We start from the raw sequence: 15,488 nt of genomic DNA, 5'->3' as shown, positions 1-15,488 counted from the left end.
AGTTGAAGGTGGGTGAACGCCTTGAAAATATATGAAAAAGCACCGGCGAAAATTAATTTAATGCTTGATGTTCTACGTAAGCGGGATGATGGTTATCACGAGGTCGAAATGATCATGACTATGGTTGATCTATCCGACCGATTGACGATGTCTGAGTTACCGCGTGATACCATTATCATTTCAAGTCAAGCCGGGTACATACCATTGGATGAAAAGAACTTGGCTTTTCAGGCTGCGCGTCTGATCAAAGAACGTTATAACGTGTCTACAGGCGTCCATATCCATCTGGATAAGCATATCCCGGTGGCTGCAGGATTAGCAGGCGGAAGCAGCGATGCTGCTGCAGCATTGCGTGGACTGAACAAGCTGTGGAAACTCGGTATCTCGGATGCGGAATTAAGGGTACTGGGTGCTGAATTGGGTTCAGACGTACCTTTCTGCATTACAGGGGGCACAGCTTTAGCGAGCGGGCGCGGAGAACTGCTCAAGCCACTGCCGAATCCGCCACAATGCTGGGTGATTCTCGCCAAGCCGCCGATTAATGTTTCGACGGCTGAAGTGTATGGTCGTGTCAAAGCGGATCAGATTACGCACCACCCGTCTGCCCGGCAGATGGAACAGGCGATTCGTAACGCTTCTTTTACCGATGTATGCAACGCCCTGGGTAATGTACTGGAGGATGTGACATTAAAGCTGTATCCAGAAGTGGAGCATCTTAAAAACTCCATGATCCGTTTAGGAGCAGATGGCGTGCTGATGTCAGGCAGTGGACCTACAGTGTTCGGGTTGGTATCTAAGGAAGCCAAAGTGCCACGGATCTATAACGGACTAAGAGGCTTTTGTAAAGATGTATACGCAGTACGACTTTTGACCTGATTTTAGATATTTTCTTCATATTATAGTGGTAATTGTTGTACAAATACGTACGAAGATGATATATTTACTATTAAATATTCGGATTTTACTATATCACTTACATTCCGCCAGCAACCGGCCAGTCCGCCGGTGCTTTATTGTACGAAGCGGGCGGCAGGAGAATAGATCGCGAGGAATTGTTGTGAAAAAACTTAAAAGAAGCTCACGATTGGTGGAAATGACACAATTTTTGTTGTCACGGCCGCATACATTGGTGCCTCTTACTCATTTTGCAGATCGATACGGGGCAGCTAAGTCGTCGATAAGCGAGGATCTAGCTATTATCAAAGAAGTATTTGAGGATGAGGGTACTGGCGAGCTTCTGACACTGGCGGGAGCAGCAGGGGGCGTCAAGTTGATCCCACGGCTCTCCAAGCAGCATGCGCTTGCGTTTGCGAACGACTTGTGCGCGCAGCTGGAGCAGCCTGATCGCATATTACCGGGAGGGTACCTATATTTATCCGATTTGCTGGGCCAACCAGCGATGATGAACGAAGCAGGTAAAATATTTGCGACCGCTTTTGCCGATCGTCAGATTGATGTGGTTATGACTGTAGAGACGAAGGGCATTCCGCTTGCATATGCAACCGGAGCACAGCTTAATTTGCCAGTCGTGCTTGTACGACGTGACCATCAGGTGACAGAAGGCTCAGCTGTAAGTATTAATTATGTTTCTGGATCACAAAAGAGCCTGCATACGATGTCTTTATCCAGACGTGCAATGCGAGAGAAATCGCGTGTGCTCATCGTAGATGACTTTATGAAGGCTGGCGGCACGATACAAGGAATGGTCGACTTGTTAGCAGAGTTTGATGCTGAGGTAGCTGGTGTCGGTGTGCTGGTAGAGTCGGGCGAGGTGGAGAATGAAGAGCGCCTGTTGCACGATTATATTTCACTGGCAAATCTGACTGCAGTCGATTCTCGAAGCAAGCAAATTACAGTCAAGCTGGGTAATTATTTTGATGAGTTAACAGGGCAGTAAATTGTCACAATTCATCATAAAATACCTAAATATGTCGAAAAGAAATCTTTTCAAAAAAATTACCTGAATTTAGGATACGAATTGTCCAAAAAAAGAAGGAATTCGAAATGCTGTGTGGAATGTATACACCAAGTCCTATTTGGAAAAAGGTGGTGAAACACACATGCAGATTACGGATGTTAGACTCCGCCGAGTGAACTCAGAAGGAAGAATGAAGGCGATTGCATCCATTACAATTGATAACGAGTTTGTTGTTCATGACATCCGAGTTATCGACGGTAACAACGGGATGTTCGTAGCTATGCCAAGCAAACGAACCCCTGACGGAGAGTTTCGCGATATCGCTCACCCGATATCTTCAGGAACTCGTGAAAAGATTCAAGCTGCCGTATTGACTGAGTACGAACGTGCAGCTGTTGATGAAGAAGTTGCTATTGAAGAAGGCGCTTAATTCGCCTAAAGCAGGATTGGGGTACAAAAGAAAAAGAGAGCCACTAACTGTGGCTCTCTTTTCTTTTTGTCTGGAATGAGATATATTCTTTAGTGAGTTAACAGTCAGTTTTAAGGCAACTTGGAGCCATCCGGGCTGCCGAAGCGGCTTTTTCATAAGACAGGGACTAGGCAGCGATGCGTCCTGGGGATGAACGTCCAGCACAAGCTGGCCTGAAAAAATAGCCATTAACCAAAGGTTCGCCGTTATTTTTCAGGAGGATTGTGAAAAGTTAAGCAAAATCTGATCTGGGAATTAACGTTTTAGCCGAGGGGTAACTGTTATTTTCAGGATAGGAGGTTGGACTTGTTGGAAAGGTTGGCAGTCATTCTTGCCGCAGGGCAGGGAAAACGTATGAAATCCAAATTATATAAAGTTCTGCATCCGGTGTGCGGAAAACCGATGGTCGGACATGTGGTCGACACGGTTCGTGCAATCGGTGTGTCCCGCAGTGTAGTCGTCGTGGGTCACGGAGCAGAGGCGGTACAGTCTTATTTGGGACCGTCGGCAGAATATGCGCTTCAGGCAGAGCAGCTGGGAACGGGCCATGCTGTCAAGCAAGCCAAGGACCTGCTCGGTCAGGAGCTGGGCACCACAATTGTCATTTGTGGAGATACTCCGTTGATCACAGCCGAAACGCTGGAAGGTTTGGTGCAACTTCATGAAAGCCGCGGAGCGGCTGCAACGATTCTGACCGCCGAGTTGGACGACCCGAAAGGATATGGACGAGTTATTCGTGATACTTCCGGGGCCGTGCTTAAGATCGTGGAACAGAAGGATTGTTCACCTGAGGAAGATGCTGTCCGTGAGATTAACACAGGAACGTATTGTTTTGACAATGCCAAGTTATTTGCAGCGCTGGACAAGGTAACGAACGCCAATGCACAGCAGGAATACTACCTGACCGATGTCATTGGTATTTTGCATGGCGAAGGTGAGAAGGTTGAGGCGTATTTGACAGATGACGTGTCGGAATCTATCGGTGTAAACGACAGAGTTGCTTTGTCGGTTGCTGAAGGCTATATGCGCGAGCGTATCGTTCGCAAACATATGCTGAATGGTGTCACCGTCATTGATCCGTCTTCTACCTACATCGGGAGCGATGTTGTCATTGGTTCCGATACAGTATTGCACCCGAATACATGGCTGCATGGTCAAACACAAATCGGAGAAGATTGTGTGATTGGTCCGCAGGCAGAGATCCAGAATACAATTATCCACTCAGGAGCAACAGTGAAACATTCGGTGTTGAACGAAGCGGAAGTGGGAAGCAGTACATCTGTAGGTCCGTTTGCTTATCTGCGTCCAGGCGCGAAGCTTGGCGAACATGTGAAGATTGGTGATTTTGTAGAGGTGAAAAATGCGACCATTGGAGATCATTCCAAGGTGTCTCATTTGAGCTATGTCGGTGATGCCAAGGTGGGTACAAACGTAAATATTGGCTGCGGGGCAATAACGGTTAATTATGATGGATATAATAAATCCATTACAGAAATTGAAGACGATGCCTTTATTGGCAGCAATGTGAATCTGATCGCCCCGATTAAGATTGGAAAAGGTGCTTATGTTGTCGCAGGCTCCACTGTAACACATGCTGTCCCTGATAACGACCTGGCCATTGCCAGACCACGTCAAGAGAACAAAGCCGGATATGCGGACAAAATCCGCGCGCGTGCCAAAGCAAAGAAAAAAAGATCGGAATGACCTTAATCAGCAAGCTGTTGAATCTGTAATGAATGAACCAGCACGGAGGGTTTCTATTAATGACTTATTGCGATTCCAAACTCAAAATATTTACTTGTAACTCCAATCCGAAGTTAGCCCACCAGATTGCGGACTACATCGGAATCCCAATGGGGGAATCCCATACCACATCGTTTAGTGACGGTGAAATTCAGGTTAAGCTGTCGGAAAGTGTTCGCGGCTGCCATGTGTATATTGTACAGTCCACTTGTCTGCCAGTTAACGACAACTTGATGGAGTTATTGGTTATGATTGATGCACTTAAACGCGCTTCTGCCAAAAGTATCAATGTTGTTATGCCATATTACGGTTATGCTCGTCAGGATCGTAAGGCTCGTTCGCGTGATCCAATCACGGCGAAACTTGTCGCTAACTTGATTGAAAAGGCGGGGGCTCACCGCGTAATCAGTATGGATTTGCATGCGATGCAGATTCAGGGATTCTTTGATATTCCAGTTGATCATATGCTGGGAGCGCCAATTCTGGCCCAATATTTCCGTTCCAAGCAAATTGAGAACCCGATTGTCGTTTCACCCGATCATGGTGGGGTTGTTCGTGCGCGCAAGCTGGCGGACTTCCTGAGTGCGCCGCTCGCTATTATTGATAAGCGTCGTCCAGAGCCAAATGTCAGTGAAGTGATGAATATCATCGGGAACATTGAGGGTAAGACGGCTATTTTAATTGATGATATCATTGATACAGCCGGAACGATTGTATTGGGTGCAAATGCGCTTAAGGAAGGCGGCGTAAAAGATGTGTATGCATGTTGTACACATGCCGTGCTGTCCGGTCCTGCGATGGAAAGACTGGAGAATTCGCCATTAAAAGAGGTGGTTGTGACGGATACGATCCCGATCGTTCACCCAAATCCGACAAGCAAGCTGAAGGTACTGTCTGTGGCTCCATTAATGGGAGAAGCCATCATCCGTGTGCATGAAGAATTGTCGATCAGCAAACTGTTTGAAATCGAATAAGCGCTGGCTCATTAAAAAAGGGGTTGCTTTTTCCATATGGAAAAGGTAACCCCTATCAGCATGTCAGGCTAAAAGCCTGGCCGAGATATGAATGTGAAGCGTTGACGATTGTATAGTGTGTCCTCGATTTCGACGAAATGCTCATTAAAACGCGCAACGATGCCAATTTGAACATGTACATTCCCGTCATAAATTTGGACAGGAACGGAATGTTTTAAATGATATAGAAAATGGCTGTCATATAAGAGGATATCACCTTGATTGAGCATATCGGCACGCACCTTCCTGTTCACTAAAACTATTTTACCAAAAAATCAAGACTTCGAAAGAGGTGTCAAGGCTAATGAAGTGGATTGTAGGATTGGGCAACCCCGGTCCCCAATACGAGAAAACGAGACATAATGTCGGATTTATGGCCTTAGATGCACTTGCCTCACGCCATAATATCCAGATTACCCAAAGCAAATGTAAGGCATTAATTGGTGAGGGGCACATTGGTGGCGTGAAAACGGTATTGATTAAGCCTATGACATATATGAATCTCTCAGGCGAGTCTCTACGTGCATACATGGACTACTATAAGGCCGATATGGAAGATCTGATTGTCGTTTACGATGATCTGGATACAGAGGTCGGTAAAATAAGACTGCGTTATCAAGGTAGCGCAGGCGGTCATAATGGCATTAAATCGATCATTCAGCATACAGGGACGCAATCCTTCAACCGGATTCGCATGGGCATTTCCCGCCCAGAGCCTGGACATGCTATTGTCGATTATGTTTTGGGCACCTTTCCAAAGAAGGAAAAGGAACTATTGACCGGAATGATAGAAGATACGTGCAACGCTTTAGAATACAGTCTGAATCATCCGTTTGAGCGGACGATGGCTGAATTCAACAAGTAAGTTCTGACGTAGGTAGACGGGCTTAAATGGGAGATTGTTGGACATACTGAAAGGTATAGAAAACTTTCAGGAGGCATATACATTACATGGTTGTTAATTATGTATGCAGACATTGTCGAACTTTCTTAGGGCGAATTGACTCCGCTGCAATAACCGAAGAAAGGTTGGGCTTCCATTCCTTGACCCCTGCTGAACGTAGAGATATAATAGCGTATAATTCGGGTGGTGAGGTGACCGTTAAGGTCATTTGCGAGCATTGCAGTCAGGCACTGGAGAATAATCCGGAGCTAAGTCTGCTCGTAAACCCGCTCCAATAACAGGTATTCAACTGGTCTGATGTACCAGCTTGAGAGGTGAAGCGGCAATTCCGCTTATGGAGCCTTGGCAGCATTGCTGAGGCTTCTTTTTCGGTTTACATGTAACTATTTATAAGCATAAAGGGGTGCCTTTTTTGTTACAAGCACTTATTCAGGCTTTTACGAAGGATGCTGATTATGCATCCATTGCGGCAGGTATTTCCTCAGGCATGAAGGAACAGCTGATATCAGGCTTGTCAGGCTCTTCAAGACAGGTCCTGATGGCCGCACTTGCTGAAGATACTGGACGACCGTTAATGGTCATGACGCACAATATGTTTGCCGCTCAAAAGATAGCAGATGATTTGCAGGAAGCGCTTTCTCCTGATCAAGTTTTATTGTATCCAGCTAACGAGTTGGTAGCTGCTGAAGCAGCCATATCCAGTCCAGAAACGTTATCCCAACGAATTGATGTATTGATCCGATGTGCCCAGGGTTTTCGTGGGGTTGTTGTCGTGCCGTTTTCTGGAGTCCGGCGTCTACTACCAATCCCGGAAACATGGCGTGAGGCTCGTGTTGAGCTGAAAGAGGGAGAAACGATTCAGCTGGAAGCATTTTTGCTGCATATGGTGGAGATGGGATACCAGCGTGTAGAGCGTGTTGAATCCCGCGGGGAGATGAGTGTACGCGGGGGAATTGTTGATTTTTATCCAATGACAACCCGTTGGGGCTATCGTGTGGAGTTGTTTGATGATGAAATTGACTCCATTCGTATGTTTGATCCGCAAGATCAGCGTTCGGTGGAAAAGGTACAGGAAGTTACTGTAACGCCATGTAAGGAAGTTATTGCAAGCCACCAGCGTATGGATCAAGCTGCTGATGCCGCTGCTCTGTTGTTGGAGGAACAGCTGGACAAAATGACAGATCGTCAGGCTAAGCAGCATCTGAAAGAGGAAATTCATCGTGAAATTGAGCTGCTGCGGGAGCATGTGTATTTTGACGAAATCTATAAATATATCTCCCTGCTGTATCCTGAACGCAAAACCTTGGCTGATTATATGCCGGAAGATACGATTCTAATCATTGATGAACCAGCACGGATGCTAGAAACAGCCAGGCAGCTAGAGCGGGATGAGTCTGAATGGAATTTGCATTTGCTTCAAAACGGTAAAACTCTACCGCAACTGGAGCTATCGGATAACTCGGATAATCTGCTGTATAATCGGAGATTTCAAACGCTGTTCCTGTCGATCTTTCTTCGCCAGGTTCCGCATACACAGCCGCAAAATATTTTGAATTTCATCTGCCGTGGCATGCAGGATTTCCACGGTCAAATGAATGTACTCAAGGCAGAGATGGATCGTTGGCGCAAGGCAGGCACACAGGTTATGATGCTGGCGAGCGGAGATGAACGTCTGGATCGGATGCGGCGAGTGCTTCAAGACTACGGTATTGATGAGCCGACGATGGCGATTGGTAATCTGCAAAGCGGTTTTGAGATGCCGTCTATTCATCTGGCGGTGATTACCGAGGGTGAGATGTTCTCCCAGAAGCAGCGGAAAGCACGTAAGCAGGGGCGACATGTAGACAATGCAGAGCGGATTAAGAGCTATAGCGAGCTGAAGGTGGGCGATTATGTCGTACACCAAAATCACGGAATCGGGAAGTACATGGGAATCGGTACGCTGGAGGTTGGCGGTATCCATAAGGATTACATGCATATCCTCTATGCTGGCGGAGATAAGCTGTCTGTACCGATTGAACAAATTGATCTGATTCAGAAGTATGTGGGCTCCGAGGACAAGGAACCCAAGATTTACAAACTGGGCGGCAATGAGTGGACACGTGTTAAAAGTAAGGTGCGCAGCTCGGTTCAGGACATCGCAGATGACTTGATCAAGCTATATGCGGAAAGACAGTCAGCACCAGGCTTTGCTTTTGAAAAGGATTCACCAGAACAGCAGGAATTTGAGGATATGTTCCCATATGATGAGACACGTGACCAGATTCGGGCTATTGAAGAAATTAAAAAGGACATGGAGCAGAGTCGTCCGATGGATCGTTTGCTGTGCGGTGACGTAGGCTACGGCAAGACTGAGGTGGCTATTCGTGCTGCTTTTAAGTCTGCTATTGAGGGCAAACAAGTGGCTGTGTTGGTACCGACGACGATTTTGGCACAACAGCACTATGAGACTTTCCGTGAGCGCTTTTCCGGGTATCCGTTCAATATTCAGGTATTGAGCCGTTTCCGCTCGCGCAAAGAGCAGAATGAGACGACCAAGGGAGTTCGACAAGGTACGGTGGATATTGTCATTGGTACTCACCGTCTACTTTCCCAGGATCTGGTGTTCAAGGATCTGGGGCTGCTTATTGTCGATGAGGAGCAACGTTTTGGCGTAACGCACAAAGAAAAGCTGAAAAAACTGAAAACGAATGTAGACGTGTTGACACTAACGGCTACACCTATTCCCCGTACGCTGCATATGTCCATGCTGGGTGTACGTGATTTGTCAGTTATTGAGACGCCACCAGAAAACCGTTTTCCAGTGCAGACCTATGTAGTTGAGCATAGCCAGACTCTAGTTCGCGAGGCCATTGAACGCGAGATGGCACGTGGAGGACAGGTGTACTACCTGTATAATCGCGTACAGGGGATTCAGGAGATGGCTGCCGAGATCAATGCACTTGTCCCAGACGCCAAGGTGGGCGTAGGTCACGGACAGATGTCTGAAACGGAACTGGAGAAAACCATTTTGGATTTCCTAGATGGTGAATATGATGTACTGGTTAGCACGAGCATTATCGAAACCGGTGTGGATATCCCCAATGTGAATACACTCATTGTGCATGATGCTGATAAAATGGGGCTCTCCCAGCTTTATCAGCTGCGTGGGCGTGTAGGCCGTTCCAATCGGATTGCCTATGCTTATTTCACGTACCAGCGAGATAAGGTGCTTACAGAGGTGGCGGAGAAGCGGCTTCAGTCTATCAAAGAATTTACGGAGTTGGGTTCTGGGTTCAAGATTGCAATGCGTGATTTGTCCATCCGTGGAGCGGGTAACTTACTTGGCGCCGAGCAGCACGGATTCATCGCTTCCGTTGGTTTTGACCTTTACTCGCAAATGCTGGCTGAGGAAATCAACAAACGTAAAGTCAGTGTGCTTGGAGAAGAGGATCAAACCAACCGGAATTGGAGTACATCGATTGATTTGGGTGTCGATGCTTACCTGCCGGGAGATTATATTTATGACAGCATCCAGAAGATTGAGATTTATAAGAAGGTTGCAGCGGTCAGTACCTTTGATGAGGCTTCCGAACTGGAGGACGAACTGGTCGACCGATTTGGCGATCTGCCAGAGGCTGTTCGTCATTTGCTTGCCGTGGCTCGTCTTAAAGTATATGGACGGATGTATGGAATCGAGTCCATTGTGCAGCGGGATGAAAATATAGTGCTGAAATTCCATGAAGGTCGTCAGCACGCGGTTCAGACGGCCAAACTTGCCGAGATTGGCAATCGCTTTGAAAGACGTGTACAATTTGAACAGGGCACTTCTATGAGCGCACGCATAAAGGGCAAAGGTCTAAATGATCCACAGTTGCTAGAGCTGCTGGAGCAATTTTTGAGTGCATTGAAAGAAGCATTCACATTGAAGGAGGAACTGCAAAATGCCACAACTAAATAAAAGAAAACCTTGGAGAATGCTCTCCTTGGGCATGGCAGCGTTGCTAGCTATATCGGTGCTGGCAGCATGTACAAAGCAAGCGGATGAGAATAAGGTCAAGGATGAGCCGAAAGACAACAGCAAGGTTGTCGTGACCTATAAGGGTGGAACGATTACCGAAAATGAGTTCAACCAAGAAATCAGCATGATGAAATTTCTGTACCCAGAGTATGAGGCTGCCTTAGCTTCTGATCAGGTACGTGAGCAAATTGTAAAGCAGGAAGTAGTGTACAAGCTTTTGGCGGCCAAAGCGGACGATAAAGCCAAGGAAGAGGGCGCCAAACAAGGGAACGAGCAGTTGGAGCAGTATAAAAAGTCGGTCGGCGAAGATAAGTTTAAGACATTTCTGAGTGATCAGAAGCTGACCGAACAAGGTGTGAAAGATTACTTCACGCGTGTCATGACGGTAATCAACAGCGAAACCAATAAAGTAACGGATGATCAGCTGAAACAGGAATTTGAGAAAAATAAAGATCAATTCACGACAGCAACCGTGCGCCATGTATTGATTAATTTCGAAGATCCAAAAACAAAGAAACAGCGTACAAAAGAGGCTACTCTCAAGCTCGCCAAAGAAGTAAAGACGAAGCTGGACGGTGGAGCGGATTTTGCGACGATTGCCAAGAAGTATTCGGAAGACCCAGGTTCCGCATCTAATGGGGGGCTGTATGAGAATGCATCTGTAGCACAGTGGGTACCTGCTTTTAAAGAGGCTGCCGAGACTCAACCGATTAACAAAATTGGTGAGCCTGTGGAAACAGAATACGGATATCATGTGATCAAAGTGGAGTCCCGCAATGAGCCAACATTTGATAAATTGAAGGACAACGAGAAGGCTGCCCTGAAAAATAAATTGGCAGGGGAAAGTATCCAAAACTTTACCGAAAATGATTTGGCGAAGCTTGATTTGAAAATCAATCTGCCGAAGGCACCTGCTACGCAAGAGAAAAGTGGTGCAACGTCCGGTGCGGGCAGCACAACTACACCGAGCGGAACAACAAGCGGTACGGGCGATAGTAAAGCTGGAACAGCCAAAGATGGAGCTGCAAACGAAGGTAAATAACTGAACATGCATAAGGAATTGGGAACAGATGAATACTATGGTCAGATATCACCATAAACACCATGACCGCGACGTTCTTCGTGACCGCTTCTGGGGGAGTGGAAGCGTCTTTCGATACCGTCAGTAGTTTACTAAATTCTTCTTGAGAAAGTGGGGCAACATGTGAAATGAAAGCTACTGGTATTGTTCGCCGTATTGATGATCTTGGGCGGGTAGTTATTCCAAAGGAAATTCGCCGCACCTTGAGGATTCGTGAAGGAGATCCGCTTGAGATTTTTGTGGATCGTGACGGAGAAGTCATTTTGAAAAAGTATTCACCTATTGGTGAACTTGGGGATTTCGCCAAAGAATATGCTGAGTCCCTGTTTGAAAGCACAGGCCATATTACGATGATTACCGATCGTGACACCATTATTACGGTGGCTGGAGGCTCGAAAAAAGAGTTTCTGGACAAGCAAATCGGTAGCATTATCGAAGGTAGCATGGATAATCGCAAGACTGTGCTGGAGACAGCCAGCGGCTCTTATGAGCTGACGCGAGACCACGAAGAAACACTCTCGTCCTTTGTGACGGCTCCCATTGTTTCGGGTGGTGATCCCATCGGATCTGTTATATTGTTGAACAAGGATGAAAATGTAAAAATGTCCGAAATGGAGATCAAGATGGCTGAAACAGCCGCTGGCTTCCTGGGCAAACAAATGGAACAGTAACACCCCGTTTCACCCCTGTATGACGTACAGAACGGACAAAGCCGTTCAACGTTGTACAGGGATTTTTTTCTTTCCGGGAGAAGAGACGGTATAATAGGACTCGTAAAAATGCTTATCCAGGTGGGAGTGGAGACGGAGAATGCAGGAAAATCGCGCCGCTTCGCGGCTGCTACGGGGTGCTGTCATTTTGACAATGGCAGCGGTAGCAAGCAAGCTGATCGGCACATTGCAAAAAATCCCGCTGCAAAATATTGGCGGCGACGGCGTGTTTGGCATTTATAATACGGTTTATCCTTTTTATACGCTGTTCATTACCATTGCAGCTGCTGGATTCCCGGTAGCTGTATCCAAATTTGTAGCTGAGTATGAGGCTGTGGGGAAACGGGCAGCAGGGCAACGTGTTGCCCTGCTATCTTCGCTTGTATTGGGCATATTCGGATTGATTCTGGGGCTGCTGATGTATACGTGTGCGCCGCTAATCGGCCAGTGGATCGACAATGCTCACGTCATTCCATCGGTGAGGGCGGCAGCGGTTGCCTTCTTGTTCGTGCCGGTTATGGCGGGACTGAGAGGCTATTTTCAAGGTTTGCAAAATATGATTCCAACGGCGGTCTCCCAAGTGACGGAGCAGGCGATACGGGTAAGCGTGATGATCATATTGTTGCTGTTCATGCTGTCACAAGGAGCAGGGGCGGATATGATAGCCGCTGGAGCAGTGTTTGGCTCAGCAGCAGGCGGAGCAGCGGGCTTGGTGATCATGCTGTTGTATTGGCGAGGTCACAGAAAGAGACTTAGGCGGCAAGAGACGGCGATGACAACAGTGCAAGCCCAGACTGGTGAGCTTCACCCAGCGGAAAGCAACGGCGCTTTGCTAAAGGCGCTGCTACGTTATGCCTTGCCTGTTTGCCTTGGAGCGCTAGCCGTTCCGTTAATTAACCTGGTAGATACATTTACCGTCCCTCGCTTGTTAAAGCAGGAGGGCTTGGACGATACGGCGGTTATGGTGGCCTTCGGCGTGTATAACCGGGGGCTTCCGCTAGTACAGCTGGTCATGATGTTTGCCACCACATTGTCGGCATTGTTCATACCCTCGCTGGCTGAGGCTCGGGTAACCGGAGGTACGGAGCTGGCACGTCGTCAGTGTGAGCAATCGCTGCGCTGGTTTTGGCTGTTGGGACTAGCCGCTGCGACAGGTTTGATCGTGCTGGCCGTGCCCGTCAATGTGATGCTGTATGCAGACGACACCGGCAGCACGGTGATGCGCTGGATGGCGCTGACCGCCGTAGGAGGCACGCTCAGCATCATCTCGGCTGCGCTACTGCAAGGGCTTGGCGCGGTTCGTGCGCCAGCTCTGGCGATGCTCGCGGCCGCAGCAGCCAAGGCGCTGCTAAACTGGCTGCTCGTGCCGCAGCTAGGCACGGCTGGTGCCGCCATTGCGGGGGCTGTCGCCTATCTGCTGGCGGCAGTGATCAACATCGCGCTGCTGGCCCGCTTGGTGGGGCTGCGCGGGAGCTGGTCCGCCAGTGTACTCAAACCGGCGGCATTGCTTGTCGCCTTGGCTGGTGCAGCCGGGGCGGCGATGTGGGGCACCAGTGCTGTGCTGGGTGCCTTGGGATGGGCTGCCGAAGGTCGTGCCACGGCAGCGGCGGAGAGCCTGCTGGGAGTAGCCGCAGGCGCCGTGGTGTTCGTGATCGGCCTCGCACGCTTGAGGTTGATCACGGAAGCCGAGCTTGTGGCAGTGCCCAAGCTCGGACGCCCGCTGGCAGCCGTGCTGCGCAGACTGCGTGTACTGGCTTAGCCGGGGTTATACGACTTACCGCGCGACAGCTGCGCAAGCCATTTTATGAGCCTATACAACTTTGTGGTATAGTAAATGCCAAAGCAAAGGAAGCGGAAGCTGGATTGGATTGCGCCGGGTGTTTTTTCCGAGCATGAATCCTGCTTTTGCGGAACGGAGGATTGGATATGAGCGTAACATTAACGATCGTAGGTCTGGGCTCGGGAGACCCCGATCAGCTTACGATAGGGATATTGAACAAAATGCGGGGGGCTTCAGCGCTATATCTGCGAACCAAGGAACATCCGGCGGTTCAAGTGCTGGATGAGTTTGAAGTGGCCTTTGAGTCATTTGATGCGGTATATGAGACAAAGGAATCTTTTCCAGAGGTATACGAGGAAATTACCAGTCAATTGATGGCAACAGCTGCTAAGGCGGCAGACGGAAGCGAAATCGTCTATGCGGTTCCCGGTCACCCGATGGTGGCGGAAGCAGCGGTGCAGTTGCTCAAGGAGCGTTGTCCTGCGCAAGGGATTGAACTAAACATCTTGGGGGGCGAAAGTTTCCTGGATGAGGCTTTTGTGCGTCTTGGTTTTGATCCGATTGAGGGTTTCCAGCTGTTGGATGCAGGTACACTGGATGCGAGCTGGCTCCAGCCTCAGTTGCACACGCTGATCGGACAGGTATATGACACCTTTACGGCTTCCGATGTGAAGCTGTGCTTGATGGAGCGGTATCCTGACGATTATGAGGTGTATGTCGGCCACGCGCTTGGGGTAGAAGGTGAGGAAGCAGTCCACAAGGTGCCGCTGTACGAGCTGGATCGAGTAGAGGGCTACGGGAACCTATCCTTGGTGTACATACCTCGCAGTGAGGATGAGGCGCTGAAACGGCGTTCTTTTGACCGTCTACATGAGATTGTCGATATTTTGCGCAGTCCAGAAGGCTGTCCATGGGATCGCGAACAGACACATCAATCGATCCGCAAAAATCTGATCGAGGAAACGTATGAGGTCATTGAAACTATAGATGAGGATGATCCTGAGCATATGAAGGAAGAGCTCGGCGATCTGTTGTTACAAATTTTGCTGCATGCCCAAATGGAAGAGGAAGTCGGAACCTTCAATGTCTATGATGTGATCCAAGGGCTGAACGATAAGCTTATTTTCCGTCACCCGCATGTGTTCGGTGATAATCAAGCGAATGATGCGGAAGAGGCGCTGCAAAACTGGGAACAGATGAAGGCTGAGGAAAAACGACTTAAAGGTACAACGGCAGCAGACCCTTCCGTGCTGGATGGGATTCCCCGTGATCTACCTGCTCTTATGAAATCGTACAAGCTCCAGAAAAAAGCAGCTAAAGTAGGCTTTAACTGGGATAGCATTGAAGGCGTATTTGATAAACTGGACGAAGAAGTGGCTGAGTTGAAGGAAGCGGTTCGGGAAGGGCATTCCGTGGAAGCTCAGTTGCTGGAGTTGGGAGATGTGTTATTTGTTGCCGTGAATGCAGCCCGGTTCATGGAAGTAGATCCAGAGGAGGCGCTGTCAGCCACTAATCGCAAATTTGTGAGCCGTTTCCAGTATATTGAGCAGAAATTACGCGAGCAGGGACGTCGTCCCGAAGACAGCAGTGTAGATGAAATGGAGACCTACTGGCAGGAAGCGAAAAAGCTCCTTGATAGAGATTGATTCCATAGATTTGATCTTTGGCTGTATGGGCCAGTAAAATGAGACATAAGCAGGGTTGAAAACACGCCCAGCTTGAGCAGACTTGCCAATGGGCAGAGTTTTGTAGTAGGATGTTGGCTTAACTGGGGGTCGAATAAAAAACGCCTGTCATTGCAGGATTTTTAAGGACAAGCCCGAATAACTTGTAATAATTCTGAAAATAACTGTAGCCTATAGTTAACATG

13 protein-coding genes are annotated in these 15,488 nt (G+C 48.3%); 12 read left to right on the top strand and 1 reads right to left on the bottom strand.

The annotated features are described in order from the left end of the window. The first annotated feature begins 21 nt into the window (after nucleotides 1-21). From ispE to ACXHJ1_RS06560, 5 genes are all read left to right on the top strand, one after another. Nucleotides 22-876 carry a 4-(cytidine 5'-diphospho)-2-C-methyl-D-erythritol kinase gene (gene ispE, locus ACXHJ1_RS06580; protein ID WP_025676573.1) on the top strand — a complete coding sequence of 285 codons (855 nt, stop codon included), beginning with the start codon at nucleotides 22-24 and terminating at the stop codon, nucleotides 874-876. A 181-nt stretch (nucleotides 877-1,057) separates the two neighbouring features. Beyond that, the gene (gene purR, locus ACXHJ1_RS06575) at nucleotides 1,058-1,897 is read left to right on the top strand and encodes a pur operon repressor (RefSeq protein ID WP_013368673.1); all 840 of its coding nucleotides are present in this window, start codon (nucleotides 1,058-1,060) and stop codon (nucleotides 1,895-1,897) included. Between the two features lie 163 nt (nucleotides 1,898-2,060). Continuing rightward, nucleotides 2,061-2,348 carry a septation regulator SpoVG gene (gene spoVG / locus ACXHJ1_RS06570; protein WP_007428016.1) on the top strand — a complete coding sequence of 96 codons (288 nt, stop codon included), beginning with the start codon at nucleotides 2,061-2,063 and terminating at the stop codon, nucleotides 2,346-2,348. A 345-nt stretch (nucleotides 2,349-2,693) separates the two neighbouring features. Continuing rightward, nucleotides 2,694-4,091, top strand: a complete 1,398-nt coding sequence (glmU, locus tag ACXHJ1_RS06565) for a bifunctional UDP-N-acetylglucosamine diphosphorylase/glucosamine-1-phosphate N-acetyltransferase GlmU (protein WP_457905815.1) — start codon at nucleotides 2,694-2,696, stop codon at nucleotides 4,089-4,091. A gap of 59 nt (nucleotides 4,092-4,150) precedes the next feature. Beyond that, nucleotides 4,151-5,104 (top strand): ribose-phosphate diphosphokinase, encoded by a 954-nt coding sequence (locus ACXHJ1_RS06560; RefSeq protein WP_013308125.1) that lies wholly within the window; start codon nucleotides 4,151-4,153, stop codon nucleotides 5,102-5,104. Nucleotides 5,105-5,172: 68 nt separating this feature from the next. On the opposite strand, the gene ACXHJ1_RS06555 is transcribed toward ACXHJ1_RS06560, so the two are convergent. Continuing rightward, nucleotides 5,173-5,373, bottom strand: a complete 201-nt coding sequence (locus tag ACXHJ1_RS06555; protein WP_013368676.1) for a hypothetical protein — start codon at nucleotides 5,371-5,373, stop codon at nucleotides 5,173-5,175. Between the two features lie 74 nt (nucleotides 5,374-5,447). Here ACXHJ1_RS06555 and pth point away from each other — a divergent pair, with 74 nt between their 5' ends. From pth to yabN, 7 genes are all read left to right on the top strand, one after another. After that, nucleotides 5,448-6,008 (top strand): aminoacyl-tRNA hydrolase, encoded by a 561-nt coding sequence (pth, locus tag ACXHJ1_RS06550; protein WP_016818918.1) that lies wholly within the window; start codon nucleotides 5,448-5,450, stop codon nucleotides 6,006-6,008. Nucleotides 6,009-6,094: 86 nt separating this feature from the next. Continuing rightward, the gene (locus ACXHJ1_RS06545; protein WP_007428020.1) at nucleotides 6,095-6,325 is read left to right on the top strand and encodes an anti-sigma-F factor Fin family protein; all 231 of its coding nucleotides are present in this window, start codon (nucleotides 6,095-6,097) and stop codon (nucleotides 6,323-6,325) included. Nucleotides 6,326-6,459: 134 nt separating this feature from the next. Further along, nucleotides 6,460-9,987 (top strand): transcription-repair coupling factor, encoded by a 3,528-nt coding sequence (gene mfd, locus ACXHJ1_RS06540; RefSeq protein ID WP_457905814.1) that lies wholly within the window; start codon nucleotides 6,460-6,462, stop codon nucleotides 9,985-9,987. Beyond that, nucleotides 9,971-11,089 (top strand): peptidylprolyl isomerase, encoded by a 1,119-nt coding sequence (locus ACXHJ1_RS06535; protein ID WP_107735128.1) that lies wholly within the window; start codon nucleotides 9,971-9,973, stop codon nucleotides 11,087-11,089. Before mfd ends, ACXHJ1_RS06535 begins: the two co-directional genes overlap by 17 nt. A 167-nt stretch (nucleotides 11,090-11,256) precedes the next feature. Then, nucleotides 11,257-11,799, top strand: coding sequence for a stage V sporulation protein T (spoVT, locus tag ACXHJ1_RS06530; RefSeq protein WP_017427060.1), 543 nt, complete (start codon nucleotides 11,257-11,259; stop codon nucleotides 11,797-11,799). 139 nt (nucleotides 11,800-11,938) lie between these two features. Beyond that, nucleotides 11,939-13,597 carry a putative polysaccharide biosynthesis protein gene (locus ACXHJ1_RS06525; RefSeq protein ID WP_457905813.1) on the top strand — a complete coding sequence of 553 codons (1,659 nt, stop codon included), beginning with the start codon at nucleotides 11,939-11,941 and terminating at the stop codon, nucleotides 13,595-13,597. 167 nt (nucleotides 13,598-13,764) lie between these two features. Beyond that, a complete protein-coding gene (gene yabN, locus ACXHJ1_RS06520) occupies nucleotides 13,765-15,264 on the top strand; it encodes a bifunctional methyltransferase/pyrophosphohydrolase YabN (RefSeq protein WP_107735126.1) in 1,500 nt (499 codons plus the stop codon). Nucleotides 15,265-15,488 lie beyond the last annotated feature (224 nt).

The sequence above is a fragment of the Paenibacillus sp. ALE2 genome, assembly GCF_054113385.1.
The sequence above is the reverse complement of the archived record's forward strand: the minus strand, read 5'-3'. Positions and strand labels throughout refer to the sequence as shown.

What these genes read in the sequence shown, in the direction of transcription:
- spoVG (WP_007428016.1), top strand. Translation starts at nt 2,061, where the DNA reads ATGCAGATTACGGATGTTAGACTCCGCCGAGTGAACTCAGAAGGAAGA.
- ACXHJ1_RS06560 (WP_013308125.1), top strand. Translation starts at nt 4,151, where the DNA reads ATGACTTATTGCGATTCCAAACTCAAAATATTTACTTGTAACTCCAAT.
- ACXHJ1_RS06555 (WP_013368676.1), bottom strand. Translation starts at nt 5,373, where the DNA reads ATGCTCAATCAAGGTGATATCCTCTTATATGACAGCCATTTTCTATAT.
- pth (WP_016818918.1), top strand. Translation starts at nt 5,448, where the DNA reads ATGAAGTGGATTGTAGGATTGGGCAACCCCGGTCCCCAATACGAGAAA.
- ACXHJ1_RS06545 (WP_007428020.1), top strand. Translation starts at nt 6,095, where the DNA reads ATGGTTGTTAATTATGTATGCAGACATTGTCGAACTTTCTTAGGGCGA.
- ACXHJ1_RS06535 (WP_107735128.1), top strand. Translation starts at nt 9,971, where the DNA reads ATGCCACAACTAAATAAAAGAAAACCTTGGAGAATGCTCTCCTTGGGC.
- spoVT (WP_017427060.1), top strand. Translation starts at nt 11,257, where the DNA reads ATGAAAGCTACTGGTATTGTTCGCCGTATTGATGATCTTGGGCGGGTA.
- ACXHJ1_RS06525 (WP_457905813.1), top strand. Translation starts at nt 11,939, where the DNA reads ATGCAGGAAAATCGCGCCGCTTCGCGGCTGCTACGGGGTGCTGTCATT.
- yabN (WP_107735126.1), top strand. Translation starts at nt 13,765, where the DNA reads ATGAGCGTAACATTAACGATCGTAGGTCTGGGCTCGGGAGACCCCGAT.